The 22,385-nt window shown below is 67.3% G+C and carries 25 protein-coding genes; 17 read left to right on the forward strand and 8 right to left on the reverse strand.

The window, feature by feature from the left end; translation table 11 throughout:
* Positions 1–29: 29 nt before the first annotated feature.
* From pgl to zwf, 3 genes are read right to left on the reverse strand one after another with little or no spacing between them, the layout of a single operon-like run.
* Positions 30–755 carry a 6-phosphogluconolactonase gene (pgl, locus tag VG566_RS09075; protein WP_014646759.1) on the reverse strand — a complete coding sequence of 242 codons (726 nt, stop codon included), beginning with the start codon at positions 753–755 and terminating at the stop codon, positions 30–32.
* Positions 752–1,759 carry a glucokinase gene (gene glk / locus VG566_RS09080; RefSeq protein ID WP_014646760.1) on the reverse strand — a complete coding sequence of 336 codons (1,008 nt, stop codon included), beginning with the start codon at positions 1,757–1,759 and terminating at the stop codon, positions 752–754. The genes pgl and glk overlap by 4 nt, the downstream gene beginning before the upstream one ends.
* On the reverse strand, positions 1,756–3,192 hold the full coding sequence (zwf, locus tag VG566_RS09085) for a glucose-6-phosphate dehydrogenase (protein ID WP_014646761.1): 1,437 nt from the start codon (positions 3,190–3,192) through the stop codon (positions 1,756–1,758). Before zwf ends, glk begins: the two co-directional genes overlap by 4 nt.
* A 352-nt stretch (positions 3,193–3,544) precedes the next feature.
* On the opposite strand from zwf, the gene VG566_RS09090 reads away from it, so the two are divergent.
* On the forward strand, positions 3,545–4,627 hold the full coding sequence (locus tag VG566_RS09090; protein WP_014646762.1) for an ABC transporter ATP-binding protein: 1,083 nt from the start codon (positions 3,545–3,547) through the stop codon (positions 4,625–4,627).
* 151 nt (positions 4,628–4,778) lie between these two features.
* Here VG566_RS09090 and VG566_RS09095 read toward each other — a convergent pair whose 3' ends face one another.
* The gene (locus tag VG566_RS09095; protein WP_046429944.1) at positions 4,779–5,654 is read right to left on the reverse strand and encodes a YgfZ/GcvT domain-containing protein; all 876 of its coding nucleotides are present in this window, start codon (positions 5,652–5,654) and stop codon (positions 4,779–4,781) included.
* Between the two features lie 39 nt (positions 5,655–5,693).
* On the opposite strand from VG566_RS09095, the gene VG566_RS09100 reads away from it, so the two are divergent.
* The 10 genes from VG566_RS09100 (at position 5,694) to VG566_RS09145 (ending at position 12,645) form a co-directional block, all read left to right on the forward strand.
* Positions 5,694–5,864: a DUF1674 domain-containing protein gene (locus VG566_RS09100; RefSeq protein ID WP_241884381.1), complete on the forward strand. Its 171-nt coding sequence runs from the start codon at positions 5,694–5,696 to the stop codon at positions 5,862–5,864.
* A gap of 56 nt (positions 5,865–5,920) precedes the next feature.
* Entirely contained in the window at positions 5,921–6,313 is a 393-nt protein-coding gene (gene sdhC / locus VG566_RS09105) for a succinate dehydrogenase, cytochrome b556 subunit (RefSeq protein ID WP_024958620.1), read from the forward strand.
* Positions 6,310–6,696: a succinate dehydrogenase, hydrophobic membrane anchor protein gene (gene sdhD / locus VG566_RS09110; RefSeq protein ID WP_005409077.1), complete on the forward strand. Its 387-nt coding sequence runs from the start codon at positions 6,310–6,312 to the stop codon at positions 6,694–6,696. Before sdhC ends, sdhD begins: the two co-directional genes overlap by 4 nt.
* A gap of 31 nt (positions 6,697–6,727) precedes the next feature.
* Positions 6,728–8,518, forward strand: coding sequence for a succinate dehydrogenase flavoprotein subunit (sdhA, locus tag VG566_RS09115; RefSeq protein WP_014646765.1), 1,791 nt, complete (start codon positions 6,728–6,730; stop codon positions 8,516–8,518).
* Between the two features lie 66 nt (positions 8,519–8,584).
* Entirely contained in the window at positions 8,585–9,370 is a 786-nt protein-coding gene (locus VG566_RS09120; RefSeq protein ID WP_005409079.1) for a succinate dehydrogenase iron-sulfur subunit, read from the forward strand.
* A gap of 98 nt (positions 9,371–9,468) precedes the next feature.
* Positions 9,469–9,717 carry a succinate dehydrogenase assembly factor 2 gene (locus VG566_RS09125; protein WP_005409080.1) on the forward strand — a complete coding sequence of 83 codons (249 nt, stop codon included), beginning with the start codon at positions 9,469–9,471 and terminating at the stop codon, positions 9,715–9,717.
* The gene (locus VG566_RS09130; RefSeq protein WP_041863309.1) at positions 9,668–10,117 is read left to right on the forward strand and encodes a hypothetical protein; all 450 of its coding nucleotides are present in this window, start codon (positions 9,668–9,670) and stop codon (positions 10,115–10,117) included. Before VG566_RS09125 ends, VG566_RS09130 begins: the two co-directional genes overlap by 50 nt.
* 23 nt (positions 10,118–10,140) lie before the next feature.
* Positions 10,141–11,382, forward strand: a complete 1,242-nt coding sequence (locus VG566_RS09135) for a lipoprotein-releasing ABC transporter permease subunit (protein ID WP_032958619.1) — start codon at positions 10,141–10,143, stop codon at positions 11,380–11,382.
* The gene (gene lolD / locus VG566_RS09140) at positions 11,375–12,088 is read left to right on the forward strand and encodes a lipoprotein-releasing ABC transporter ATP-binding protein LolD (RefSeq protein ID WP_049407617.1); all 714 of its coding nucleotides are present in this window, start codon (positions 11,375–11,377) and stop codon (positions 12,086–12,088) included. The genes VG566_RS09135 and lolD overlap by 8 nt, the downstream gene beginning before the upstream one ends.
* Positions 12,089–12,195: 107 nt before the next feature.
* Positions 12,196–12,645, forward strand: a complete 450-nt coding sequence (locus VG566_RS09145; RefSeq protein ID WP_032958624.1) for a DUF6491 family protein — start codon at positions 12,196–12,198, stop codon at positions 12,643–12,645.
* 74 nt (positions 12,646–12,719) lie between these two features.
* Here VG566_RS09145 and VG566_RS09150 read toward each other — a convergent pair whose 3' ends face one another.
* From VG566_RS09150 to ftsY, 3 genes are all read right to left on the reverse strand, one after another.
* The gene (locus tag VG566_RS09150) at positions 12,720–12,989 is read right to left on the reverse strand and encodes an oxidative damage protection protein (RefSeq protein ID WP_049442323.1); all 270 of its coding nucleotides are present in this window, start codon (positions 12,987–12,989) and stop codon (positions 12,720–12,722) included.
* A 5-nt stretch (positions 12,990–12,994) separates the two neighbouring features.
* Positions 12,995–14,119 carry an A/G-specific adenine glycosylase gene (gene mutY / locus VG566_RS09155; protein WP_241884382.1) on the reverse strand — a complete coding sequence of 375 codons (1,125 nt, stop codon included), beginning with the start codon at positions 14,117–14,119 and terminating at the stop codon, positions 12,995–12,997.
* Between the two features lie 82 nt (positions 14,120–14,201).
* The gene (ftsY, locus tag VG566_RS09160) at positions 14,202–15,518 is read right to left on the reverse strand and encodes a signal recognition particle-docking protein FtsY (RefSeq protein ID WP_134966988.1); all 1,317 of its coding nucleotides are present in this window, start codon (positions 15,516–15,518) and stop codon (positions 14,202–14,204) included.
* 129 nt (positions 15,519–15,647) lie between these two features.
* Here ftsY and VG566_RS09165 point away from each other — a divergent pair, with 129 nt between their 5' ends.
* Positions 15,648–15,947, forward strand: a complete 300-nt coding sequence (locus tag VG566_RS09165; RefSeq protein ID WP_241884383.1) for a hypothetical protein — start codon at positions 15,648–15,650, stop codon at positions 15,945–15,947.
* A 177-nt stretch (positions 15,948–16,124) separates the two neighbouring features.
* Here VG566_RS09165 and htpG read toward each other — a convergent pair whose 3' ends face one another.
* Entirely contained in the window at positions 16,125–18,014 is a 1,890-nt protein-coding gene (gene htpG, locus VG566_RS09170; RefSeq protein WP_241884384.1) for a molecular chaperone HtpG, read from the reverse strand.
* 526 nt (positions 18,015–18,540) lie between these two features.
* Here htpG and rsmD point away from each other — a divergent pair.
* From rsmD to ggt, 5 genes are all read left to right on the forward strand, one after another.
* Complete coding sequence (rsmD, locus tag VG566_RS09175) at positions 18,541–19,119, forward strand: 16S rRNA (guanine(966)-N(2))-methyltransferase RsmD (RefSeq protein ID WP_014646773.1); 579 nt, start codon at positions 18,541–18,543, stop codon at positions 19,117–19,119.
* Between the two features lie 26 nt (positions 19,120–19,145).
* The gene (coaD, locus tag VG566_RS09180) at positions 19,146–19,655 is read left to right on the forward strand and encodes a pantetheine-phosphate adenylyltransferase (RefSeq protein WP_014036814.1); all 510 of its coding nucleotides are present in this window, start codon (positions 19,146–19,148) and stop codon (positions 19,653–19,655) included.
* 60 nt (positions 19,656–19,715) lie between these two features.
* Positions 19,716–20,207, forward strand: a complete 492-nt coding sequence (locus VG566_RS09185) for a hypothetical protein (protein WP_032959157.1) — start codon at positions 19,716–19,718, stop codon at positions 20,205–20,207.
* A 132-nt stretch (positions 20,208–20,339) separates the two neighbouring features.
* Positions 20,340–20,621 carry a YfhL family 4Fe-4S dicluster ferredoxin gene (locus tag VG566_RS09190; RefSeq protein ID WP_004153175.1) on the forward strand — a complete coding sequence of 94 codons (282 nt, stop codon included), beginning with the start codon at positions 20,340–20,342 and terminating at the stop codon, positions 20,619–20,621.
* Positions 20,618–22,348, forward strand: coding sequence for a gamma-glutamyltransferase (gene ggt, locus VG566_RS09195; RefSeq protein ID WP_241884385.1), 1,731 nt, complete (start codon positions 20,618–20,620; stop codon positions 22,346–22,348). The genes VG566_RS09190 and ggt overlap by 4 nt, the downstream gene beginning before the upstream one ends.
* Positions 22,349–22,385 lie beyond the last annotated feature (37 nt).

Below are 22,385 nucleotides of genomic sequence, written 5' to 3' on the forward strand. Positions count from 1 at the left end.
CAAGCGGCGGCAGGGCACCGCCGCCGACATCAATCAGCCCAGTGGACGCGCAGGCGCGCGCCTTCCAGGTTGATCGCGTTGAGGATCGGATACTGCTGGGCGTCGTTGCTGTCCAACGCTTGGCGCAGCACCTGCAGCTTCTGCTTGCCGCGCAGCAGCAGCAGGCGCTGTCGGCACTGGCGCAGCCCATGCGGGGTCAGCGTGATGCGCAGCGGCCACTGGTTCGCGCCCGGGCAGCCGGTGGCATCCAGCGCGGCATAGGGCAGGGTGCTTTCCAGTGCGCGGGCGAGGTCCTTCGAGCCCGGGAACAGCGAGGCGGTGTGGCCGTCGTTGCCCATGCCCAGTGCCACCAGGCTCGGCGGCTGGCTGTGCTGTGCCTGCAGGTTGGCGGTGTACACGCATTCGGGCAGGGGCTTGCCGATCCGCACCAGTGGATCGAAATGCGCACCCTCGGCGCGTTTCAGCAGGTGCTCGCGCACCAGCCAGGCATTGCTGTCGCGATCCTGCGGCGACAGCCAGCGCTCGTCGGCCAGGCTCACTTCCACCCGGTCCCAGTGCACGTCCAACTCGGCCAGCGCCTGGTAGACCGGCGCCGGTGTAGTGCCGCCAGACAGCAGGATGCGGGCGCGGCCCACTTCGTTGATGTCGTGGTTGAGGGTGTGCGCCATCTCGGCGGCAACGGCTTCGATCCAGCCATCGGCATCGCCATGGTTGATGAACTCGATGCGGTCGTCGTGGAAGGTGGTGGGGCTCATGCGGCAACTCCAGGTGCGTCACGTTCGGCGTCGGCGGCATAGGCGGCGGCGCCCAGCAGTCCGGCGTGGGGATGCATCACCGCCAACGAGGGCACGCGCGCCATGATGGAAGAGAACCGGCCCTTGTGCTCGAAGCGCTGGCGGAAACCGGAGTGCTGCAGCGAATCGAGCATCTTCGGGGTCAGCCCGCCGGTCAGGAACACGCCGTCCCAGGCGCCCTGGGTCAGCACCAGATCGCCAGCAATGGCGCCGAACACGGCGCAGAACACATCCACGGTGCGCATCGCCTGCGGATCGCCGTGCAGGGCGCGGGCGGTCACGTCCACCGGCTGCAGCTGGCCCGGATCGATGCCGGCCATCTCGCACACGGCGCGATGGATGTTGACCAGGCCGGGGCCGCAGATCAGGCGCTCGTTGGAGACGCGGCCGAACTGCTCGGACAGGATCTCCAGGATGCGGATCTCTTCCGGGGTTCCCGGCGGGAAGCTGACATGGCCGCCTTCGGTTTCCAGCGGATAGCAACGGCCGTGGCGCATGATCAGGCCGCCGACGCCGAGCCCGGTACCGGGCCCGATCACCGCGTAGTTGCGTGGCTGGCCGGGCTTGCCCGGTACCCAGGCAGCCCCACCGACCTGGACCACGTCATCGGGCTGCAGCAGCGAAATCGCCATCGCCTGCGCGGCGAAGTCGTTGATCAGGTGCAGTTCGTCGAACCCGAGCATGGCAGCGGTGCGGCTGCGCGAGATCACCCACGGATGGTTGGTGATGCGTGCTTCGTCACCATCCACGCGACCGGCCACGGCGAACACGCCGCGGCTTGCCGTGGCGCCGATCTGTTCCAGATGGTGGCGCGCGGCATCACCCAGCGACGGGAACTCCGCCACCGCGTACTCGCGGATGCTGTCCTTCTGCAGCGGTGCGTCCAGCGAGGTGTCGGCCAGGGCGAAGCGCGCGTTGGTGCCACCGATGTCGGCGACCAGCACTGGCTGCGAGCTGGCACTCATGCCGACGCTCCGCTGTCGGGCGCGTCCAGGTCCTGCGGCAGGAACCCGCCCGCATTGCCCGGGCCCCATTGGCCGGCGGGGTAGGGCTCCAGCGGCAGCTTGGCGTCCTTCCAGGCGTCGGCGACGCTGTCGATCCAGGCCCAGGCCGCACGCACTTCGTCATCGCGCACGAACAGCGTGTGGTTGCCGTTGAAGGCATCCAGGAACAAGCGTTCGTAAGCGATACGGCGGTGCAGGCCGGTCGGCACCGACAGTTCCAGCTCCAGCGGATGCAGCTCCAGCGCGCCCCATTCCGGGCCTGCCAGGCTGCTCATCAGGCCCAGTTCGATGTTTTCCTGCGGCTGCAGCTGGAACACCAGGCGGTTCGGTGCGGCCTGCGCGCGCTGCGGGCGCTCGAACAGCCAGTGGGTGACCGGCTTCAGCGTGACCACCACGCGGGTGGTGCGCTCGGGCAGGCGCTTGCCGGTGACCAGGTGGAACGGCACGCCGCTCCAACGCCAGTTGTCGATATGCGCGGTGACACCGGCGAAGGTTTCCACGTCGCTGCCTTCCGGCGGCTGGTAGGCCTGTGCCGGCTGGCCATTGATGGTGCCGGCGGTGTAGCGGCCACGGATGCTGTCACGCGCGGCGTGCCGGGCATCGAGCGGGCGCAGGGCGCGCAGCACCTTGACCTTCTCGTCGCGGATGCGATCGGCTTCCAGCGATGCCGGTGGTTCCATCGCCACCATGCACAGCAGCTGCAGGATGTGGCTCTGCACCATGTCGCGCAGTGCGCCGGAGCGGGCGTAATAGGCATCGCGGCCATCCACGCCTTCGCTTTCGGCCACCAGGATGTGCACCGATTCGATGTAGTTGCGGTTCCACACCGCTTCCAGCAGCGTGTTGCCGAAGCGCAGTGCGATCAGGTTCTGCACCGCGGCCTTGCCCAGGTAGTGGTCGAGGCGGAACACGCGGTCCTCGTCGATCCACTGGCCGATGGTGCTGATGATTTCCTCGGCGCTCTCGCTGTCGCTGCCGATCGGCTTTTCCAGCATCAGGCGTGCCGGCGCGGCGAGGGCGCCGCCCTTGGCCAGGCCTTCGCAGGTGGAGATGTACAGGCCCGGCGGGATGGCGAGGTAGCTGACGCACTTGCGGTGCACGAGGTCGGCGACCGCGGCGGCAACCGAGTCGACGTCGCGCAGGTCCACAGAGCGGTAGTCGATGCGACGCAGCAGGGCGCTGATGTCGTCCTGCGTGGCCATCGGCATGGCCTGCTGCAGGCGCGGCCGCAGGATGTCATGGAAGGCTTCGGTGTCATGCCCGGACAGGGCCAGCGCACGGATGCGGAAGTCCTCCGGCAGCAGGCCGTCGCCAAGCAGGCGAAGCAGCGAAGGGAACAGGTAGCGCTGGGCCAGATCACCTGTGGCACCGAACAGGAAGAGGGTGTCGTGCATCGCTCGAGTTTCAGATCCGGGTGACATCGTTGTCAATCGCTTCATGGCTGGGTTCGGGGGACATCCGCGCAACTGCCTGTCCGAGGTTCGTCAGGGGCGTTCTCCGGGGTGCCGGAAGACCGTTCCATTCGAAACCACTGCCTCGGCGGAACCTTCGTTCAACCGCCGACGCAGATCGGTGCGCACCGATCATCGGATAGTGCCACGTGAAAACGTTTACATGGCAGAATGGGCAACTGTATTCGATTGCAGTGCTCGCCGTCATGCGGCAAGCGCGCAATCATCACTGCCATCGGGAGGGCCGAGGCAGTCCCAAAAGACAGCCCGGCTTCGGGCGGACCGGATAGGTGATATGGCAAAAGTGCAGTTGCAGGGTGTGCGCAAGGTCTATGACAACGGCCAGGTCGCGGTGAAGGACGCCAGCTTCGAGGTCGCCGATGGCGAGCTGATGGTGCTGGTCGGCCCGTCCGGCTGTGGCAAGTCGACCCTGCTGCGGATGGTGGCTGGCCTGGAGGAGATCAGCGGCGGCACGCTGACCATCGGTGATCGCGTGGTCAACGACGTGGCGCCGAAGGATCGCGACATCGCGATGGTGTTCCAGAGTTATGCGCTGTACCCGCACATGACCGTGGCCGAGAACCTGGCCTTTGGCCTGAAGCTGCGCGGTCACGACAAGGCGACCATCGACAAGCGCATCGCCGAGGCGGCGCAGACGCTGGGCCTGACCGAGATGATGGACAAGCTGCCCAAGGCGATGTCCGGTGGCCAGCGCCAGCGTGTCGCGCTGGGCCGTGCGCTGGTGCGCGAGCCGGCGGTGTTCCTGCTCGACGAACCGCTGTCCAACCTGGATGCCAAGCTGCGCCACAGCGTGCGTACCGAGATCGCGCAGCTGCACCGCAAGCTGGGCACCACCATGATCTACGTGACGCACGACCAGGTCGAAGCGATGACCCTGGGCCAGCGCATCGTGGTGCTGAAGGATGGCGTCATCCAGCAGATCGATACGCCGATGGCGCTGTACGATCGCCCCGCCAACCTATTCGTGGCCGGCTTCCTCGGCAGCCCGGCGATGAACGTGCTGCGCGGTACGCTGCAGGGCGATGCCGGTGGCGTGACCGTGGTCGATGGTGAGTGGCGTGCACCGCTGGGCCAGGCCACCATCGATCCGGCCTGGCTGCAGAAGCCGATCGCGGTGGGCGTGCGTCCGGAGCACCTGCAGCCGGCGGCCGCCGACGATGCGCATGCGTTCGTCGCACGCATTGAAGGCATCGAACCGGTCGGTAACGAGATCTTCGTCAACCTGAGCAGTGGCCAGCACGCGCTGACCATGCGCGTGGCGCCGCAGGCGCTGCCCGAGGTGGGCGAGCAGATCCGCGTGGCGATCCACCCGCAGGGCCTGCATTTCTTCAACCCGGAAACCGGCGCGCGCCTGTAAGGAGTAGTGCCGGCCGCCGGCCGGCAACCTCAACCCTGCATGGTTGCCGGCCAGCGGCCGGCACTACCATTTCAGGCGTGCGGACCAACGGTCCGCACCCACTGGGTCGGTCAGTAGATCCACGCCATGCGTGGATGAGAGCCCTTCAGATTCAGCGGGCCAGGCCATCCAGCAACGGCACGCGCTGCGCAATGGCATCGCCCACCTGCAGGTCAGCGTCGCTGGCCTCCAGTGGCAGTACCGCCAGTGCCAGGTCGCCGGCCACGCTGGCAATCGTGCCCAGCCCCGCGCCATCCTGCTGCACGCCATCGCCGGCCTGTGCCGGTGCTGCGGTATGCAGCAACTGCACCGCACGCTTGGCCTTGCCGAGGAAGTGGGTGCGGGCGACGATTTCCTGGCCGGGATAGCAGCCCTTCTTCACGCTGTAGCCGTTCAGGCGGTCCAGGCCCAGCTGTTGGGGGGTCCACACTTCGCGCTGGCCTTCTTCCAGCCGCGGCAGGCCGTAGCGCAGGTCGGCCTGGCGCCAGGCCAGGGCGAAAGCGGCCTCATCGGCTTCATTGCCGGCCGCGAACGCGTCGGCGCTGCCAATGCGCAGGGTGCGCGGCAGGGCATCGCTGCCCAGGTCCAGCTCCCAGCCGTCGCCTGCGGTCTGCGCAATCGCCGCGCCGCTGGCGGCCTCGGGCGCGGTGAACGCGCCAGCCGCCGCCAGATCGCTGCGCACCTGCACCTTCACCTTGCGGCGGAACACGAAGCGCTGCAGTTGCGACGCAATCGCATCGGCATCGCCGTCAGCCAGCACCAGCATCACGTGGTCGTCGGCCAGCCGAAGCAGCTGGAACACCGCCAGGGTGCGGCCCTTGGCGCTCAGCCAGGCACTCCACTGCCAATGCTGCAGGGGCAGGGCGGTGACATCGCTGCTGAACTGGGCGTGGGCAAAGACAGCCGCATCCGGGCCCTGCAGGCTCAGCAGCTGGTGGCCGGGCAGGCGCGGATATCCGACGAAAGCAGGGGGCAGGTTGTCAGGCACGTGAACGAGGTCTAAAATTTGTGCGTTGCGAGACCGAACATGATAGGCCAAACAACCCCCACTCCCGACGGCGAATCTGAAGCCCCGCTGGTCCCCGCGGCACCCGTGCCCGTGGAACAGGAAAAAGCGGAAGAATTCGGCGGCCGCGGCGGACTTGATCCGGTGCGGTATGGCGATTGGGAGAAAAACGGACGCTGCATCGATTTCTGATCAGCATTGAGCCAACGCGGCCGTGTGCCGCCCAGCCGAGACAACGAGCCCAGCGAATGGCGACCAGACAACGCCCACTTTCCCCGCACCTTCAGGTGTATCGCTGGCAGATTCAGATGGCCACCTCGATCCTGCATCGAGCCACTGGCGTCTTTCTGTCTGTTGGTGCCCTCATCATCGCCGCCGGCCTGCTGGCCCTGATGATGGGGCCCGAGTCCTGGAACTGCTTCACCGGCCATGCCGGGGCCTGGTATGGCCGCGTGTTCCTGTTCGCGTGGACATGGTCGTTCGCCTATCACCTGTGCAATGGCATCCGCCACGTCGTGCAGGACTTCGCCATCGGCTTCAGCATCCCCGCCTTCATCCGCAGCAGCTGGCTGTCGGTCATCGGCAGCCTGGTGATCACCCTGCTGGTGTGGGCCTATGTGATGTTCGGAGGTGCCGCGTGAGCAAGTTCCGTACCCCGTTGAAGAACGTGCGCGGCCTTGGCTCGGCCAAGACCGGCACCGAGCACTTCGTGCACCAGCGCCTGACCGCCGCCGCACTGGTGGTGCTGGGCATCTGGTTCCTGGTCTTCGTGCTGGGCCTGCTGGGCTCGGACTACGCCACCGCCGCCGCCGCCGTGGCCAAGCCGTGGAACGCGGTGCCGTTGATCGGCCTGCTGATCGCCATGTTCTGGCACGCGCAGCTCGGCATGCAGGTCGTGCTGGAAGACTACATCCACGAATCGCTGCTGGCCCTGGTGCTGCAGACCGCGGTGAAGTTCGTCGCCGTGCTCGGCATGATCGTCAGTGTGTTTGCGGTGGGCCGCATCGCCCTCGGCGTTGCCTGAGCCCAGGCACCTACACAGGAATCCAGATTAGATGTCCGCTTACAAGATCACCGAACACAAGTACGACATGGTCGTGGTCGGCGCCGGCGGTGCCGGCCTGCGCGCCACGTTCGGCCTGGCCGCCAAGGGCCTGCAGACCGTGTGCCTGACCAAGGTCTTCCCGACCCGTTCTCACACCGTTGCCGCCCAGGGCGGTATCTCGGCCGCGCTCGGCAACATGGGCGAGGACGACTGGCGCTACCACTTCTTCGACACCATCAAGGGGTCGGACTGGCTGGGCGACCAGGACGCCATCGAGTACATGTGCCGTGAGGCCATCCCGGCCATCATCGAGCTCGAACATTACGGCGTGCCGTTCTCGCGCACCGCCGAAGGCAAGATCTACCAGCGTCCGTTCGGTGGCATGACCACCAAGTATGGCGAAGGCCCGGCGGCGCAGCGTACCTGCGCGGCGGCCGACCGTACCGGCCACGCGATGCTGCACACGCTGTACCAGCAGTCGCTGAAGCACGACGCGCGCTTCATGATCGAGTACTTCGCGCTCGACCTGATCTTCGACGAGGAAGGCGCCTGCCGCGGCGTGCTGGCCCTGGACATGTCCGACGGCACCCTGCACCTGTTCCGCGCCCAGGGCGTGGTACTGGCCACCGGCGGCTACGGCCGTGCCTACTTCAGCGCCACCTCGGCGCACACCTGCACCGGCGACGGTGGCGGCCTGGCCATGCGTGCCGGCATCGCCATGCAGGACATGGAGTTCGTGCAGTTCCACCCGACCGGCATCTACGGCGCCGGCTGCCTGATCACCGAGGGTGTCCGCGGTGAAGGTGGCATCCTGCGCAACAGCAGCGGCGAGCGCTTCATGGAGCGTTACGCGCCGCACTACAAGGACCTGGCCTCGCGCGACGTGGTCAGCCGTTCGATGACCATCGAGATCCGCGAAGGCCGCGGCGTCGGCGAGCACAAGGACCACATCCTGCTCGACCTGACCCACCTCGGCCCGGGCGTGATCGACGAGAAGCTGCCGGGCATCGCCGAGAGCGCCCGCATCTTTGCCGGCGTCGACGTGCACAAGCAGCCGATTCCGGTCATCCCGACCGTGCACTACAACATGGGCGGCATCCCGACCAATTACCACGGCGAAGTGGTGCAGAAGGTCGGCGACAACGACAACGCGGTAGTGCCGGGCCTGTACGCCATCGGCGAAGCGGCCTGCGTGTCCGTGCACGGCGCCAACCGCCTGGGCTCGAACTCGCTGCTGGACCTGGTGGTGTTCGGCCGTGCCGTGGCCAACCGCTGCGCCGAGACCATCAAGCCGGGCGCCGCGCACAAGCCGCTGCCGGCCGATGCCTGCGACAAGGCGCTGGGGCTGCTGGACAAGCTGCGCCACGCCAACGGCGATACCCCGACTTCGGTCATCCGCGATCGCATGCAGCGCACCATGCAGGCCGACGCGGCGGTCTTCCGCACCAGCCAGACGCTGAAGGAAGGCTGCGAGAAGATGGACAAGATCTTCGACTCGTTCCAGGACGTGAAGGTCTCCGACCGTTCGCTGGTGTGGAACTCGGACCTGATCGAGACCTACGAGCTGAACAACCTGCTGCTCAATGCGGTGGCGACGATCAACTCGGCCGAACAGCGCAAGGAAAGCCGCGGCGCGCATGCGCACGAGGACTTCCCGGACCGCGACGACGTCAACTGGCAGAAGCACACCCTGGTCAGCGTCGACGAGAAGGGCAAGTGCAGCTTCGACTACCGTCCGGTGCACATGTACACGTTGACCGACGACGTGTCCGTGGTGCCGCCGAAGCCGCGCGTGTACTGATCCGACCCCGCCTACCATGCAATCCGCGCCCACGGGCGCGGGCCGCCTGAGCCAACGAGAGCAGCCATGGCCGAGTTTTCACTCCCCAAGAATTCCAAGATCACGAAGGGCAAGCATTTCCCCGTCAAGAACGGCGGCAAGAATGTGCGCACCTTCAAGATCTACCGCTGGAGTCCGGACGACGACAGCAACCCGCGCACCGATACCTATGAAGTCGATCTGGACGCCTGTGGCCCGATGGTCCTGGACGCCCTGATCAAGATCAAGAACGAGATCGACCCGACCCTGACCTTCCGCCGCTCGTGCCGCGAAGGTATCTGTGGTTCGTGCGCCATGAACATCGACGGCACCAACACCCTGGCCTGCACCCGAGCCATCTCGGACTGCGGCAAGAAGGAAGTGCCGATCTACCCGCTGCCGCACATGAACGTGGTCAAGGACCTGGTTCCGGACCTGACCCACTTCTACGCGCAGTACGCGTCGATCAAGCCGTGGATCCGCACCCAGACCCCGGCACCGCCGGACCGCGAGCGCCTGCAGTCGCCGGAAGACCGCAAGAAGCTGGACGGCCTGTACGAGTGCATCCTGTGCGCCTGCTGCTCGACCAGCTGCCCGAGCTACTGGTGGAACGGCGAGCGTTACCTGGGCCCGGCGATCCTGCTGCAGGCCTACCGCTGGATCATCGACTCGCGCGATGAGGACACCGGTGCGCGCCTGGACGATCTGGAAGATCCGTTCAAGCTGTACCGCTGCCACACCATCATGAACTGTGCCCGGACCTGCCCGAAGGGCCTGAACCCGGCGCTGGCGATTGCCGAGATCAAGAAGCTGATGATGGAACGCCGCGCCTGATCAGGCCTGGCTGTACCGGGTAGAGCCACGCCACGCGTGGCTGTGCCACCCCAGTAGAGCCACGCCATGCGTGGCTTTGCTGTATCTGGAGAAGCTCGATGGAAGAAGATGTTCTGCTGAAGAAGCTGCGCTGGCGCTGCCGCCGCGGCATGCGTGAGCTGGACCAGCTGTTCGGCCGCTACCTGGACCACGAGTGGAGCACTGCGCCGACCGAAGAGCGCGAGGTTTTCCTGTTCCTGCTCGACTGCGAGGACGATAAGTTGTGGCGCTGGTTCATGGGCTACGAGGCCTGCCCGCATGCGCACGCGATCCCCCTCATGCAGAAGATCCTCGCCCTCAAGCCTTGAGTGGCGCCCCTCGCGGCTGCAGGCCGCCGCCCAGTTGGCGGTGCTGCTGGCTGCGCCGTGGCTGCTGCGCGCATCGGATCTGCCTTCACGGCTGCTGATGCCCGCAGTGGTGCTGGCCTGGTGCACGGGCCTGGCCGAACTGGCCTGGCGCCAGCGCAGGCCGCGCGTGCAGGTGCTTCTGCCGCCGCTTCCCGAGCCACTGCAGGTGGCCGGGCAGGACGTTGATACGCCACGGCTGGTGGTGCGTGGCCCATGGCTGTTGTTGCTGTGGCGTGAGGATCGGCGCCGCCAGCGCCTGCTGTTCTGGCCGGATGTGCTCGATTCCGGGCAGCGACGTGAACTGCGACTGGCCGTGGCCGCACGCGCCGTTTCCCGTCAGCCCCGGACGATGGCACCATAAGCTGAATTGACCGGCGTGCCTGCATGTTCAAACCCATTCCCGTGGCCATTGGCCTGCGCTACCTGCGCGCCAAGCGCCGCAACGGCTTCATCTCCTTCATCTCGATGGCATCGATCCTGGGCATCGCGCTCGGCGTTACGGTGCTGATCACCACGTTGGCGGTGATGAGCGGATTCCAGAAGGAAATCCGCAGCCGCCTGCTGCAAATGACCGCGCACACCACCATCAGCCGCGACGGCGAGCCGATGCCGGACTGGATGCGCGTGGTCGACGTGGCCCGCAAGGATCCGCGCGTGGCCGGTGCCGCGCCTTACATCGAGATCCAGTCGATGATCAGCGGCCCGCGCGTGCAGGGTGCGATCATCCAGGGCATCGATCCGGCGCTGGAGCCGAAGGTATCGGTGATCGACAAGAAGGTCACCAAGGGCAGCTATGCCAGCCTGACGCCGGGCAGCTTCAACCTGCTGCTGGGCAAGGAACTGGCGATCTGGCTCGGCGTCGACGTCGGTGACCAGGTGCTGGTGACCTTCGCCGAAGTGCAGGGCACGCCTGCCGGTGCCGTGCCGCGGATGAAACGCTTCACCGTCAGCGGCATCTTCGAGGCCGGCTACAACGAGGTCGACCGGGGCGTCGGCTTCGCCAACATGCAGGACCTGGAGCGCGTGCTGCGCAGCGACGGCGCCACCGGCGTGCGGCTGAAGCTGCACGACATGGACCGCTCGCTGGAAGTGGGCGTGGACCTCGCGCAGAGCCTCGGTGGTGCCTACCGCGTGAGTGACTGGACCCAGCAGAACGCCAACCTCTACCACTCGCTGCGCATGGAGAAGGTGGTGATGGGCATCCTGCTGTCGCTGATCATCGCCATGGGTGCCTTCAACCTGGTGTCCTCGCAGGTGATGCTGGTGACCGACAAGCAGGCCGACATCGCCATCCTGCGCACCCTCGGCCTGACCCCGGGCGGGGTGATGCAGGTGTTCATGGTGCAGGGTTCGCTGATCGGCATCTTCGGCACGCTGGCCGGCCTGATCGGCGGCATCACCCTGACCCTCAACCTGGAACGCATCCTCGGTGCCATCGAGAGCGTGTTCAACGTCAAGCTGCTGCCGGAGGATGTCTACTACATCACCGGGCTGCCGACCGACATGCAGACCGGCGACGTGGTGGCGATCACCGTGGTCGCGCTGCTGATGAGCTTCCTGGCCACCCTGTATCCCGCCTGGCGGGCAGCACGCACCCAGCCGGCGGAGGCCCTGCGTTATGAATAAGGTCTTCAACCGCGGCGATGAGGTGATCCGCGCCGAAGCACTGGGCAAGACCTACGCCGAAGGGCGCATGCAGACCCCGGTGTTCGATGGACTGGACCTGACCGTGACCGCCGGCGAGACGGTGGCGATCATCGGTGCCTCCGGTGCCGGCAAGAGCACGCTGCTGCACCTGCTGGGCGGGCTGGATGTTCCGACCGCAGGCGAGGTGTACGTCACGGGCCAGCGCATGTCGGCGCTGTCGGATACCGCGCGCGGCCTGCTGCGCAACCAGGCGCTGGGCTTCGTCTACCAGTTCCACCACCTGTTGCCGGAATTCACCGCGCTGGAAAACGTGATGATGCCGGTGCTGCTGGCCGGCACTGCCGTGGCCGAAGCGAGCAGCCGGGCCACCACGCTGCTGGAAGCGGTCGGCCTCGGCCATCGCCTGGACCACAAGCCGGGCGAGCTGTCCGGCGGCGAACGCCAACGTGCCGCGGTGGCACGTGCGCTGGTCAATCATCCGGCCTGCGTGCTCGGTGACGAGCCGACCGGCAACCTGGATGACCGCACCGCGGGCACCGTGTTCGAGCTGATGCTGGAACTCAACCGCGCGCGTCATACCAGCCTGGTGCTGGTCACCCACGACCGCAGCCTGGCGCGGCGCCTGGACCGGGTGCTGGAGCTGCGCGAAGGGCGCCTGCACGCACTGGCCCACGCCGACGTCTGAGCGGCCGGCAACGGCCGCCTCCCGGCGCCTGAACGGGTTTACCTGCCCTCGCGCCGGCCGCACATCGGCCGGCGCATGATCGCAGCAGGTTCCCCGAGGAGATCGCCATGAAGACCCCGATCCTGATCGCCGGACTCTGCCTGGCGCTGGCCGCCTGCGCGACCACCGGCCGGCTCAGCAGTACCGAGAAACTGGATCTGTACCGCGCCCACGCCGGCGCGCCGCAGAACGACATGCAGTTCTTCGGCAGCCTCAATGGCTGGACCGAACTGGGTGACAGCGCGCTGGCGGTGTGGACCCGGCCGAGCGAGGCTTACCTGCTGGAACTGAGTGGTCCGTGCCCGGACCTGTCGTACGCCACCGCCATCGGGTTGACCAGCAGCATGGGCCGCGTGTCATCGCGTTTCGACAAGGTGCTGGTGCGCGACCCGACCGGTGGCCCGCGCATGCCGTGCTTCATCAACAGCATCCGCAAGCTGGACGTGAAGGCACTGCGTGCCTCCGAGCAGGAGCTGCGCCAGGCGCAGGTGCAGGAGCGCGAGGAAAATACGAAATAGCGCGGTAGTGCCGGCCTCTGGCCGGCAACCTGGCATCTGCGCGATGCCGGCCAGCGGCCGGCACTACCTGTGGGTCAGGCTTCCGGGGTGAAGCCGGCGGGCTTTTCCGCGTCCTTCTCGAACAGGAACTTGACCAGTTCGCCCTCAAGGAATGCGCGATGCTCCGGGGTGCGCGGCGACAGGCGGTTTTCGTTGATCAGCATGGTCTGGTGCGCGAGCCACGCGGCCCAGGCCTGCTTGCCGATGTTGCTGAAGATGCGCTGGCCCAGTTCGCCGGGGTAGGGCACGAAGTCCAGGCCCTCGGCATCGCGTTGTTCGTACTGGCAGAAGACGGTTCGGGACATGGTACTCACTCGTGGTTGCGGGGTTTCTTGGGCGTTCGTTTCGGCGCCTTGATCGTGGCGCCATCGAGCAGCTTGCGGATGGGGGCCGGCAGGCCCAGCGCGGGCAGTTCGTCGGTGGCGACCCAGCGCAGCGTGGGTTCTTCCACGCGCAGGCCGTGCACCTGCCGCGACAGCACCTGCAGGTGCAGCTTGTAGTGGCTGAAGGTGTGCTGCAGCACGGGCAGCTCCTCGGCGTCTTCCAGCGTGCCGTCAACGTGCGCGTCGAACCAGTCCTGCAGTTCGCTGCCGGCCTCGGCCTGCGGCAGCGTCCACAACTGTGCCCAGATGCCGGTGTCCGGCCGCTTCTGCAGCAGCACGCGCTGCTGGGCGTCGCGCAGCAGCAGGGCCATCGCTTCGCGCTCGGGCAGGGCCTTGCTGGGCTTGGGCGTGGGCAGTTCGGCGGTGCGGCCTTCGTGGCGCGCCGCGCACGCGTCCTGCAGCGGGCAGATCACGCAGGCTGGCTTGGCGCGGCTGCACACCGTCGCACCCAGGTCCATCTGGGCCTGGGTGTAATCAGCCATTCGCCCGGCCGGCACCTGCGCCACGTGCGCCTCGGCAATCGACCACAACTGTTTCTCGATGGCCGGCAGGCCGGGAAAGCCGTCGATGCCGTGGTAACGGCTGAGCACGCGCTTGACGTTGCCATCGAGGATCGCGAACGGATCGTTCCAGGCCTGGCTGAGGATCGCACCTGCGGTGCTGCGGCCGATGCCGGGCAGGGCATGCAAGGCATCGAAATCGCGCGGCAGGTCGCCGTCGTGCAGTTCCACGCAGCGCTTCGCGGCGGCATGCAGGTTGCGTGCGCGGGCGTAGTAGCCGAGCCCGGCCCACTGCGCCATCACCGCGTCATTGCTGGCGGCGGCGAGGTCGGGCAGCGTCGGGAAATGCTGCAGGAACCGCTGGAAGTACGGGATGACCGTGGCTACCTGGGTCTGCTGCAGCATGATTTCCGACAGCCAGACCCGATAGGGGCTGCGTGGGTGCTGCCAGGGCAGGTCGTGGCGACCATGGTCGTCGAACCAGTGCAGCAGGCGGGCGACGAAACCGTCCCGTTCTGCAGTTTCGGCGCTGGCGTGCGGCTGGCGGGGCATTGGAGTTCCAGAGAGGCAGCCACCCGTGGGGTGGCTCTACCAGGCTGCGGTAGAGCCACGCCATGCGTGGCTGCGCGGTGTATCAGGCGCCCAGCGCTTCGGGCAGCAGGGCGTCGACGAAGGCTTCCGGGTCGAACACGCGCAGGTCTTCCGGGCGCTCACCGATACCGGCAAAGCGGATCGGGATGCCGAACTCGCGGGCCAGCGCGAACACCACGCCGCCCTTGGCAGTGCCGTCCAGCTTGGTCACCACCAGGCCGGTCACGTTCACTGCGGCATTGAACTGGCGCAACTGCGACAGCGCGTTCTGGCCGGTGGTGCCGTCGATCACCATCAGCACTTCGTGCGGGGCGGTGGGGTCGATCTTGCCGAGCACGCGGCGGATCTTGCCCAGCTCGTTCATCAGGCCGGACTGGGTGTGCAGGCGGCCGGCGGTATCGGCGATCAGCACCGAGGTGCCGCGGGCCTTGCCGGCCTGCAGCGCGTCGAATGCCACCGAAGCGGCATCGGCGTTCTGCCCCTGCGCGACCACGGCTACGCCGTTGCGCTCGCCCCAGGCCTGCAGCTGGGCCACGGCGGCGGCGCGGAAGGTATCGCCGGCAGCCAGCATCAGGCTGTGGCCGTCGTCCTTGAAGCGCTTGGCCAGCTTGCCGATGGTGGTGGTCTTGCCGACGCCGTTGACGCCGACGGTGAGCACCACGAAGGGCTTGGCGTTGCGATCGATCACCAGCGGCTTGGCCACCGGCTGCAGGATCGCGATCAGCTCGGCGCGCAACGCGGCCAGCAGCGCATTGGCGTCGGCGAACTCGCGCGACTTCATGCGCTTGCGCAGGCCCTCGACCAGATCGGTGGTGGCGCCCACGCCGACGTCGGCGGTGATCAGTGCGGTTTCCAGCTCGTCCAGTAGATCGTCGTCGAGCTTGGGGTTGCGCGAGAACAGTCCACCGAAGCTGCGCGCGATGACGCTGTTGCGCAGGCGTTCGCGCCAGCCGGGCTTGCCGGCAGGCGCCGGAACGGCATCGATCGAGGCGGCGGCAGGCAGGTCGTCGGTGACCGGTGCCGGGGTGGGCTGAGGCAGTGGCGCGGGTGCCGGTTCGATGGCCGGGGCCGCCACCGGGGCGACGTCGATCCGGGCGGCCGGTTGCGGAGCGCTCGGAGCGGGAACGACCGGAGCCGGAACCACCGGGGTGGGCTCGACAGCGACCGGAACGACGGCTGCCGGCGGCGGCTCGACCGGCGCAGGCGCGGCCGGTACGGCTACCGGTGCTGGCTCTTTGTCCTCGATCGGCGCGGCCGACGGGAACGCCGCCGCCAGCTCTTCAGCCGAGTAGTGCTGGGTCTTGGGTGCCTCCGCTGCGGGGGCATCCTGGGGCTTCTTGCGGCGGAAAAAACTGAGCATTGGCAAAAGGCGCTGAAATCAGGGGGATATGCTACCACTCGGGCCTGTCGGGCCGATGTGGACTCAAGGTCGCGGTCCGCCGGCCGTTAACCGGTCCGGAGGGCCACGTCGTGCGGCCCGGAGACCGCCATGGACAACGTGATGGGAATTGCCCTCGGCGGGATGCGTGCGGCCCAGCAGGGCGTGCAGGTGGCTGCGCACAACGTGGCCAACCTGGCGACCCCGGATGCCCAGCGCCTGCAGCTGCAGCGCAGTGCTGCCGGGCAGGGTGGGGTGCAGGCCGCGGTGATTCCCGTCGGCGTCGATGCCGGCGCGCCGCTGGGTGACCTGCTGGCCGCGAAAGCCGAGGTGGTGGCCTTCGCCGCCAATGCCGCGGTGATCCGCCGCCAGGACCAGATGCTGGGTTCGCTGCTGGATCGCGACGCCTGAACCCCTTCGGCAGGCGCCAACCGCCGCCCCTGGTGGGTGCCAACCTTGGTTGGCACGCTCGATCCGCCCCGGTAGGTGCCAACCTTGGTTGGCACGCTTTTGGGGCGCCAACCAAGGTCGGCCTCTACCAGAGCACCGCCGGGTAAGCCGGGCCATGCCCGGCGACCACCCTGTCGATCAGGCCGACAGCTCCAGCAGCAGCTTGTTCAGCCGCGCCACGTAGGCACCCGGGTCCTTCAGGCTGTCACCGGCGGCCAGCGCGGCCTGGTCGAACAGCACCCGGCCGAGGTCGTCGAAACGCGCGCCATCGGCTTCGGCATCCAGCTTGGCAATCAGTGGGTGGCCCGGGTTGATTTCCAGCACCGGCTTGCTGTCCGGCACCTTCTGCCCGCTGGCTTCCAGGATCTGGCGCATCTGCAGGCCCAGGTCCTGTTCGCCGATGGCCAGCACCGCCGGCGAATCGGTCAGGCGGTGTGACACGCGCACTTCGGCCACGTCATCGCCCAGCACGGTCTTCAGGCGCTCGACCAGGCCCTGCTTGTCCTTCGCCGCGGCTTCCTGTTCCTGCTTGTCCGCTTCGGTTTCCAGCGCGCCCAGGTCGAGATCGCCACGAGCGATGTCGACGAAGCCCTTGCCGTCGAAATCGGTCAGGTAGCCCATCAGCCACTCGTCGATGCGGTCGGTCAGCAGCAGCACTTCCACGCCCTTCTTGCGGAACACTTCCAGGTGGGGGCTGTTGCGCACCTGGCTGTAGCTCTCGCCGGTCAGGTAGTAGATCTTGTCCTGGCCTTCGGTCATGCGGCCGAGGTAATCGGCCAGCGACACCGTCTGTGCATCGCCGTCGCCGCGGGTGGAGGCGAAGCGCAGCAGCCCGGCCACCTTCTCGCGGTTGTTGTAGTCCTCGGCCGGGCCTTCCTTCAGCACCTGGCCGAATTCCTTCCAGAACGTGGCGTATTGCTCCGGCTTGTCGGCGGCCAGCTTGTCCAGCATGTCCAGCGAGCGTTTGGTCAGCGCCGCCTTCATCGAATCGATGACCGGGCCGGACTGCAGGATCTCGCGCGAGACGTTCAGCGACAGGTCGTTGGAGTCGACCACGCCCTTGATGAAGCGCAGGTACAGCGGCAGGAACTGTTCGGCCTGGTCCATCACGAACACGCGCTGCACATAGAGCTTCAGGCCCTTGGGCGCATCGCGGTGGTACAGGTCGAACGGCGCGCGGCCGGGCACGTACAGCAGCGAGGTGTACTCCAGCTTGCCCTCAACCTTGTTGTGGCTCCACGCCAGCGGGTCGCTGTGGTCGTGCGCGACGTGCTTGTAGAACTCGGTGTACTCGGCGTCGCTGATCTCGGTGCGCGGGCGGGTCCACAGCGCGCTGGCGCGGTTGACGGTCTCCCACTCGACGGTGGCGCCTTCTTCGCCTTCCTTCGGCATCTGGATCGGCAGGCCGATGTGGTCCGAGTACTTCTTGAGGATGCTGCGCAGGCGCCAGCCGTCGGCGAAGTCGTGCTCGCCGTCCTTCAGATGCAGGACGATGCGGGTGCCGCGCTCGGCCTTGTCGACAGTGGCGACGTTGAAATCGCCTTCGCCGCGCGAGGTCCAGCGCACGCCTTCGCCTGCAGCCAGGCCGGCGCGGCGCGAGGTCACTTCCACTTCGTCGGCAACGATGAAGGCGCTGTAGAAACCGACGCCGAACTGGCCGATCAGCTGCGAATCCTTCTTCTGGTCGCCGGACAGCTGGCGCAGGAAGTCGCCGGTGCCGGACTTTGCGATCGTGCCAAGGTGGGCGATGGCTTCGGCGCGGCTCATGCCGATGCCGTTGTCTTCGATGGTGATGGTGTGCGCGGTGGGGTCGAAGCTGACGCGCACGCGCAGCTCGCTGTCGCCTTCCAGCAGCGCCGGCTGGGTCAGGGCCTCGAAGCGCAGCTTGTCGGCGGCGTCGGCGGCGTTGGAGACCAGCTCGCGCAGGAAGATCTCCTTGTTGGAGTACAGCGAGTGGATCATCAGCTGCAGCAGCTGCTTGACTTCGGTCTGGAAGCCAAGGGTTTCGGTCTGGGTGGTCTCGGTCATCGATAGGGCTCCATGTGCAATGCCGCGCCAGCGCGTGCGGCCTCGCCAAGGGGTATGGCTGATTGTCCCGAAATCAAGGGGTTGGTCGGCCGGGCGGCGCCCGGCACCTGCAGAGGCCGAAGCAACAGCAACGCCAACCCACACCGCCCCGCCTCTGACAGATTTCCCGCGGCTGTTGGTAGGTGTCGACCTTGGTCGACACATCTGTCAGACATCGAAATAAATCTGGGGTCAGATCCGTTTTCCGCAGGAAAACGGATCTGACCCCAAGAGCCGTTCCGACAGATCGCAGGAAACTGTCGAAGGCGGGGTGGGTCCGGTTGAGGGGGCGTGAGCCGCATGGATGCGGCGACCGAGCTTACATGGACGTACTTGCAGCGTCCCCCTCGACCGGACCCACCCCGCCATCCCACGGGGATGCCCGCTGTTGCTGTTGCTTCGGCTTCTGCGGGTGCCGGGCGCCGCCCGGCCGAACTACAATCCCGCTCATGCTGAATTTCTCGAATTCCTCCCGCCGGGGGCGCCGATGAGCGGCCGCGGTGGCAATGACGGCCAGGTCCGCATCATCGGCGGGCGCTGGCGCAATACCCGGCTGCCGGTGCCGACCCTGCCGGGCCTTCGCCCCAGCAGCGACCGCGTGCGCGAGACCCTGTTCAACTGGCTGATGCCCAAGCTCGGCGGCGCCCGCGTGCTGGACCTGTTCGCTGGCAGTGGCGCGCTGGGCCTGGAGGCGGTCTCGCGTGGCGCTGCCCACGCCACCCTGGTCGAGCGCGATGCGCAGCTGGGACGCAACCTGACCGCCGCCGTCGCCAGGCTGCAGGCCAGCGACCAGATCACCGTCGTGCAGGCCGATGCCCTGCGCTGGCTGCAAGGGGCGCAGGCGCAGCAGGCCGACCTGGTCTTCATCGACCCGCCGTTTGCCGATGGCCTGTGGCAGGACGTGCTGGCCCAGCTGCCGCGGCACCTGGCCGCCGACGCCTGGCTGTACCTGGAATCGCCAGCCGGCCACGTGCCGGTGCTGCCGCCGGACTGGCTGCTGCACCGCGAGGGTGGCACCCGCGAGGTGCGCTTTGCCCTGTACCGCCGTGCCACTGCTACACTTTGACCTCATCTGAACATCTGCATCCGCCCATGACCGTGGCCAATCGCCGCATTGCCGTCTACCCCGGCACGTTCGACCCCATCACCAACGGTCATATCGACCTTGTGAGCCGGGCCGCGCCGCTGTTCGAAAAGGTCGTGGTCGGCGTGGCGCAGAGCCCGTCCAAGGGCCCGGCGCTGCCGCTGGAGCAGCGCGTGCAGCTGGCGCGTGGCGCGCTGGCCCACCACGGCAACGTCGAGGTCATCGGCTTCGATACCCTGCTGGCCCATTTCGTACGTTCGGTGCAGGGCGGGGTGCTGCTGCGCGGCCTGCGCGCGGTGTCCGACTTCGAGTACGAATTCCAGATGGCCAGCATGAACCGCCACCTGATCCCCGAGGTCGAGACCCTGTTCCTGACCCCGGCCGAGCAGCACAGCTTCATTTCGTCCTCGCTGGTCCGCGAGATCGCGCGCCTGGGCGGCGACGTGTCCGGTTTCGTGCCGGCCGCGGTGCTCGAAGCCCTGCGCAAGGTCCGCGAAGCGAAGTCGGCACAGTCGTAAGCCCCGCTGTACCCGCACCCCATTACGTACACCACCACGCACCATTCCGGGAGGAAACCCATGAACACCACCATGCGCGCGATGCTGATCGCTTCGTTGGCCCTGGCCTTCACCGCCTGCAAGAAGGAAGAGGCCGCTCCGGTCGACGAGGCCAAGCCGGCCCTGGTCGCCCCGGCCAAGGACGACGATGCAGGCTGGAAGAAGTACCTGCAGGAAGTGGCGATCCAGAACATGGGCAACATCACCAACAGCCCGTTCCTGTACTACCTCTCGCCGGAATCGGACCCGGACTTCCAGGCCAAGTACGAGCGCCAGACCGAAAGCGCGACCCAGGCCGTGGCCCGTGGCGTGCAGCCGGGCAACATGCTGGCCTTCGGTTCGTCGGCCTCGGGCAAGATGGCTGACATGATCCAGGCCGTGTTCAAGGACGTGTCGCCGGATTCGATGAAGGGCGTGCGCGTCGTCTTCATCGGCCAGTCGGCCGACAACGCCCGCGTGCAGGCTGCGATCCAGCCGACCGGTGCCGAGTACATTTTCGTCGAAGCCAAGTAATACCGAGCCATGGCGGCCATGCTCCGGCATGGCCCGGGCGGCATCCTGCAAGGGCGCCGCTGATGACCTGACCGGCCCGCGCGCCCGCGCTGGCCGGTCCTTTGTCCCAGGGCGCGGGCGAGGAGTATCGCCGTGTCGCTGAAAATCAACGAGCTCTGCGTCAACTGCGACGTGTGCGAGCCGGCCTGCCCCAACCAGGCCATTGCGATGGGTGAAACCATCTACGTGATCGACCCTGCGCGCTGCACCGAATGCGTGGGTCATTTCGACGAGCCACAGTGCGTGGTCGTCTGCCCGGTCGAGTGCATCGACCCGGACCCGGAGATCGTGGAAACGGAAGACCAGCTGCTGGCCAAGCTGCGCCAGCTGCAGCACGATCACCCCGAACTCTACGCGGAGCCCCCATCCGAATGAAGACGCTGATCGTCCGCCCCCTGTTGCTGCTCGGCCTGCTGCTGAGCCCCATGGCCTGGGCCGACAGCCCGGCCCGTGCCGATCGCCCTGATGGCGCGGCCATTGCCAGCGGCCACGCACTGGCCACCCAGGCCGGCATCGATATCCTGGCGCAGGGCGGCAACGCCTTCGACGCTGCAGTGGCGGTGTCGTCCACGCTGGCGGTGGTCGAGCCGATCAGTTCCGGGTTGGGCGGCGGCGGCTTCTTCCTGCTGCACGACGCGGCCACCGGCAAGGATGTGATGCTGGATGCGCGCGAGACCGCCCCGGCTGCGGCGACCCCGCAGGCCTTCCTCGACAAGCAGGGCGACCTGGACCGTGATCGTTCGGTCAACGGTGCCTGGTCGGCGGGTATTCCCGGCCTGCCCGCAGCGCTGGTCGAGCTGTCGGCCAAGCACGGCAAGCTGCCGTTGTCGGCCTCGCTGCAGCCGGCGATCCGCATCGCGCGCGAAGGTTTCCCGGTGTACGACCGCATGGCCAAGGGCTACGCGTCGCGGCGTGAAGTGATGGAGCGCTATCCCGGCACGCGCGAGGTCTACCTGCGCAATGGCAAGCCGATCGCCAGCGGCGACCTGTTCAAGCAGCCGGAACTGGCGCAGACGCTGGAGCGCCTGGCCGCGGGGGGCTTTGATGGCTTCTACAAGGGCCAGACCGGAAAGCTGTTGCTGGCGGGCGTGAAGCAGGCTGGCGGCAAGTGGACCGCTGAAGAACTGGCCGGTTACCGCGTCAAGCAGCGCGAGCCGATCGTGTTCAACTACAACGGCTGGAAGATCACCACCGCGCCGCCGCCGTCGTCCGGTGGCATCGCGCTGGCGAGCATGCTGCAGATCCTGGAAGGCTGGGACATCAGGAAGATGGACCCGGCCCACCGCACCCACCTGGTGGTGGAGTCGATGCGCCGCGCCTACCGCGACCGCACCTTCTTCCTCGGCGATCCGGACTTCGTGCAGATCCCGCAGAAAGTGCTGACCAGCAAGGATTATGCGCAGGGCCTGCGGGCGACCATCCATCCGGAGAAGGCCACGCCCAGCGACCTGCTGTCGGGCAATCCGACGCCGCTGGAAGACGACGAGACCACGCACTTCTCGATCATCGACCGCGACGGCAACCGCGTCGGCGCCACCCAGACCGTCAACCTGCTGTATGGCTCGGGGCTGATTCCCAAGGGCACCGGCGTGCTGCTGAACAACGAGATGGACGACTTCGCGCTGAAGCCGGGCACGCCCAATGCGTTCGGCGTGATGGGCTATGAGGCCAATGCGCCGAAGGCCGGCAAGCGCATGCTCAGCTCGATGACGCCGACCTTCATGGAGAACGCCGACAAGGTCGTGGTGCTGGGCACCCCGGGTGGCAGCCGCATCATCACCATGGTGCTGCTGGGCATCCTCGGCTACGACGACGGCCTGGATGCACAGCAGGTTGCCGCGCTGCCGCGCTACCACCACCAGTGGCTGCCGGACCTGATCGAAGCCGAGGACGATGCGTTCGACGCGGCGACGGTGAAGCAGTTGCAGGCGATGGGCCACAAGATCGACCTGCCGGGTGACGTCGCCGCAGGCGGCCGCGGTTCCAGTCACGTGTGGGGCAACCTGCAGACCGTGGAATGGGACCGCAAGGCGAACAAGCTGTTCGGCGGCAGCGACCCCCGCAACCCGGTGGGCAGCGCCCAGGTCGTGCCGGCACGCTGATCCGGTAGCGCCGGCTGCTGGCCGGCAATCCGGCAGA

The sequence above is a fragment of the Stenotrophomonas sp. CASM114 genome, assembly GCF_049384325.1.
Lineage (GTDB): Bacteria > Pseudomonadota > Gammaproteobacteria > Xanthomonadales > Xanthomonadaceae > Stenotrophomonas > Stenotrophomonas muris.

Excerpts from the sequence above, each read along its gene's own strand:
- VG566_RS09100 (WP_241884381.1), top strand. The coding sequence starts at position 5,694 with ATGATAGGCCAAACAACCCCCACTCCCGACGGCGAATCTGAAGCCCCG.
- VG566_RS09145 (WP_032958624.1), top strand. The coding sequence starts at position 12,196 with ATGAAGACCCCGATCCTGATCGCCGGACTCTGCCTGGCGCTGGCCGCC.
- VG566_RS09130 (WP_041863309.1), top strand. The coding sequence starts at position 9,668 with ATGCGCACGCGATCCCCCTCATGCAGAAGATCCTCGCCCTCAAGCCTT.
- VG566_RS09125 (WP_005409080.1), top strand. The coding sequence starts at position 9,469 with ATGGAAGAAGATGTTCTGCTGAAGAAGCTGCGCTGGCGCTGCCGCCGC.
- rsmD (WP_014646773.1), top strand. The coding sequence starts at position 18,541 with ATGAGCGGCCGCGGTGGCAATGACGGCCAGGTCCGCATCATCGGCGGG.
- VG566_RS09150 (WP_049442323.1), bottom strand. The coding sequence starts at position 12,989 with ATGTCCCGAACCGTCTTCTGCCAGTACGAACAACGCGATGCCGAGGGC.
- VG566_RS09090 (WP_014646762.1), top strand. The coding sequence starts at position 3,545 with ATGGCAAAAGTGCAGTTGCAGGGTGTGCGCAAGGTCTATGACAACGGC.
- mutY (WP_241884382.1), bottom strand. The coding sequence starts at position 14,119 with ATGCCCCGCCAGCCGCACGCCAGCGCCGAAACTGCAGAACGGGACGGT.
- pgl (WP_014646759.1), bottom strand. The coding sequence starts at position 755 with ATGAGCCCCACCACCTTCCACGACGACCGCATCGAGTTCATCAACCAT.
- sdhA (WP_014646765.1), top strand. The coding sequence starts at position 6,728 with ATGTCCGCTTACAAGATCACCGAACACAAGTACGACATGGTCGTGGTC.
- zwf (WP_014646761.1), bottom strand. The coding sequence starts at position 3,192 with ATGCACGACACCCTCTTCCTGTTCGGTGCCACAGGTGATCTGGCCCAG.
- VG566_RS09185 (WP_032959157.1), top strand. The coding sequence starts at position 19,716 with ATGAACACCACCATGCGCGCGATGCTGATCGCTTCGTTGGCCCTGGCC.
- glk (WP_014646760.1), bottom strand. The coding sequence starts at position 1,759 with ATGAGTGCCAGCTCGCAGCCAGTGCTGGTCGCCGACATCGGTGGCACC.
- htpG (WP_241884384.1), bottom strand. The coding sequence starts at position 18,014 with ATGACCGAGACCACCCAGACCGAAACCCTTGGCTTCCAGACCGAAGTC.
- VG566_RS09165 (WP_241884383.1), top strand. The coding sequence starts at position 15,648 with ATGGACAACGTGATGGGAATTGCCCTCGGCGGGATGCGTGCGGCCCAG.
- ggt (WP_241884385.1), top strand. The coding sequence starts at position 20,618 with ATGAAGACGCTGATCGTCCGCCCCCTGTTGCTGCTCGGCCTGCTGCTG.
- coaD (WP_014036814.1), top strand. The coding sequence starts at position 19,146 with ATGACCGTGGCCAATCGCCGCATTGCCGTCTACCCCGGCACGTTCGAC.
- sdhC (WP_024958620.1), top strand. The coding sequence starts at position 5,921 with ATGGCGACCAGACAACGCCCACTTTCCCCGCACCTTCAGGTGTATCGC.
- VG566_RS09120 (WP_005409079.1), top strand. The coding sequence starts at position 8,585 with ATGGCCGAGTTTTCACTCCCCAAGAATTCCAAGATCACGAAGGGCAAG.
- lolD (WP_049407617.1), top strand. The coding sequence starts at position 11,375 with ATGAATAAGGTCTTCAACCGCGGCGATGAGGTGATCCGCGCCGAAGCA.
- VG566_RS09135 (WP_032958619.1), top strand. The coding sequence starts at position 10,141 with ATGTTCAAACCCATTCCCGTGGCCATTGGCCTGCGCTACCTGCGCGCC.
- ftsY (WP_134966988.1), bottom strand. The coding sequence starts at position 15,518 with ATGCTCAGTTTTTTCCGCCGCAAGAAGCCCCAGGATGCCCCCGCAGCG.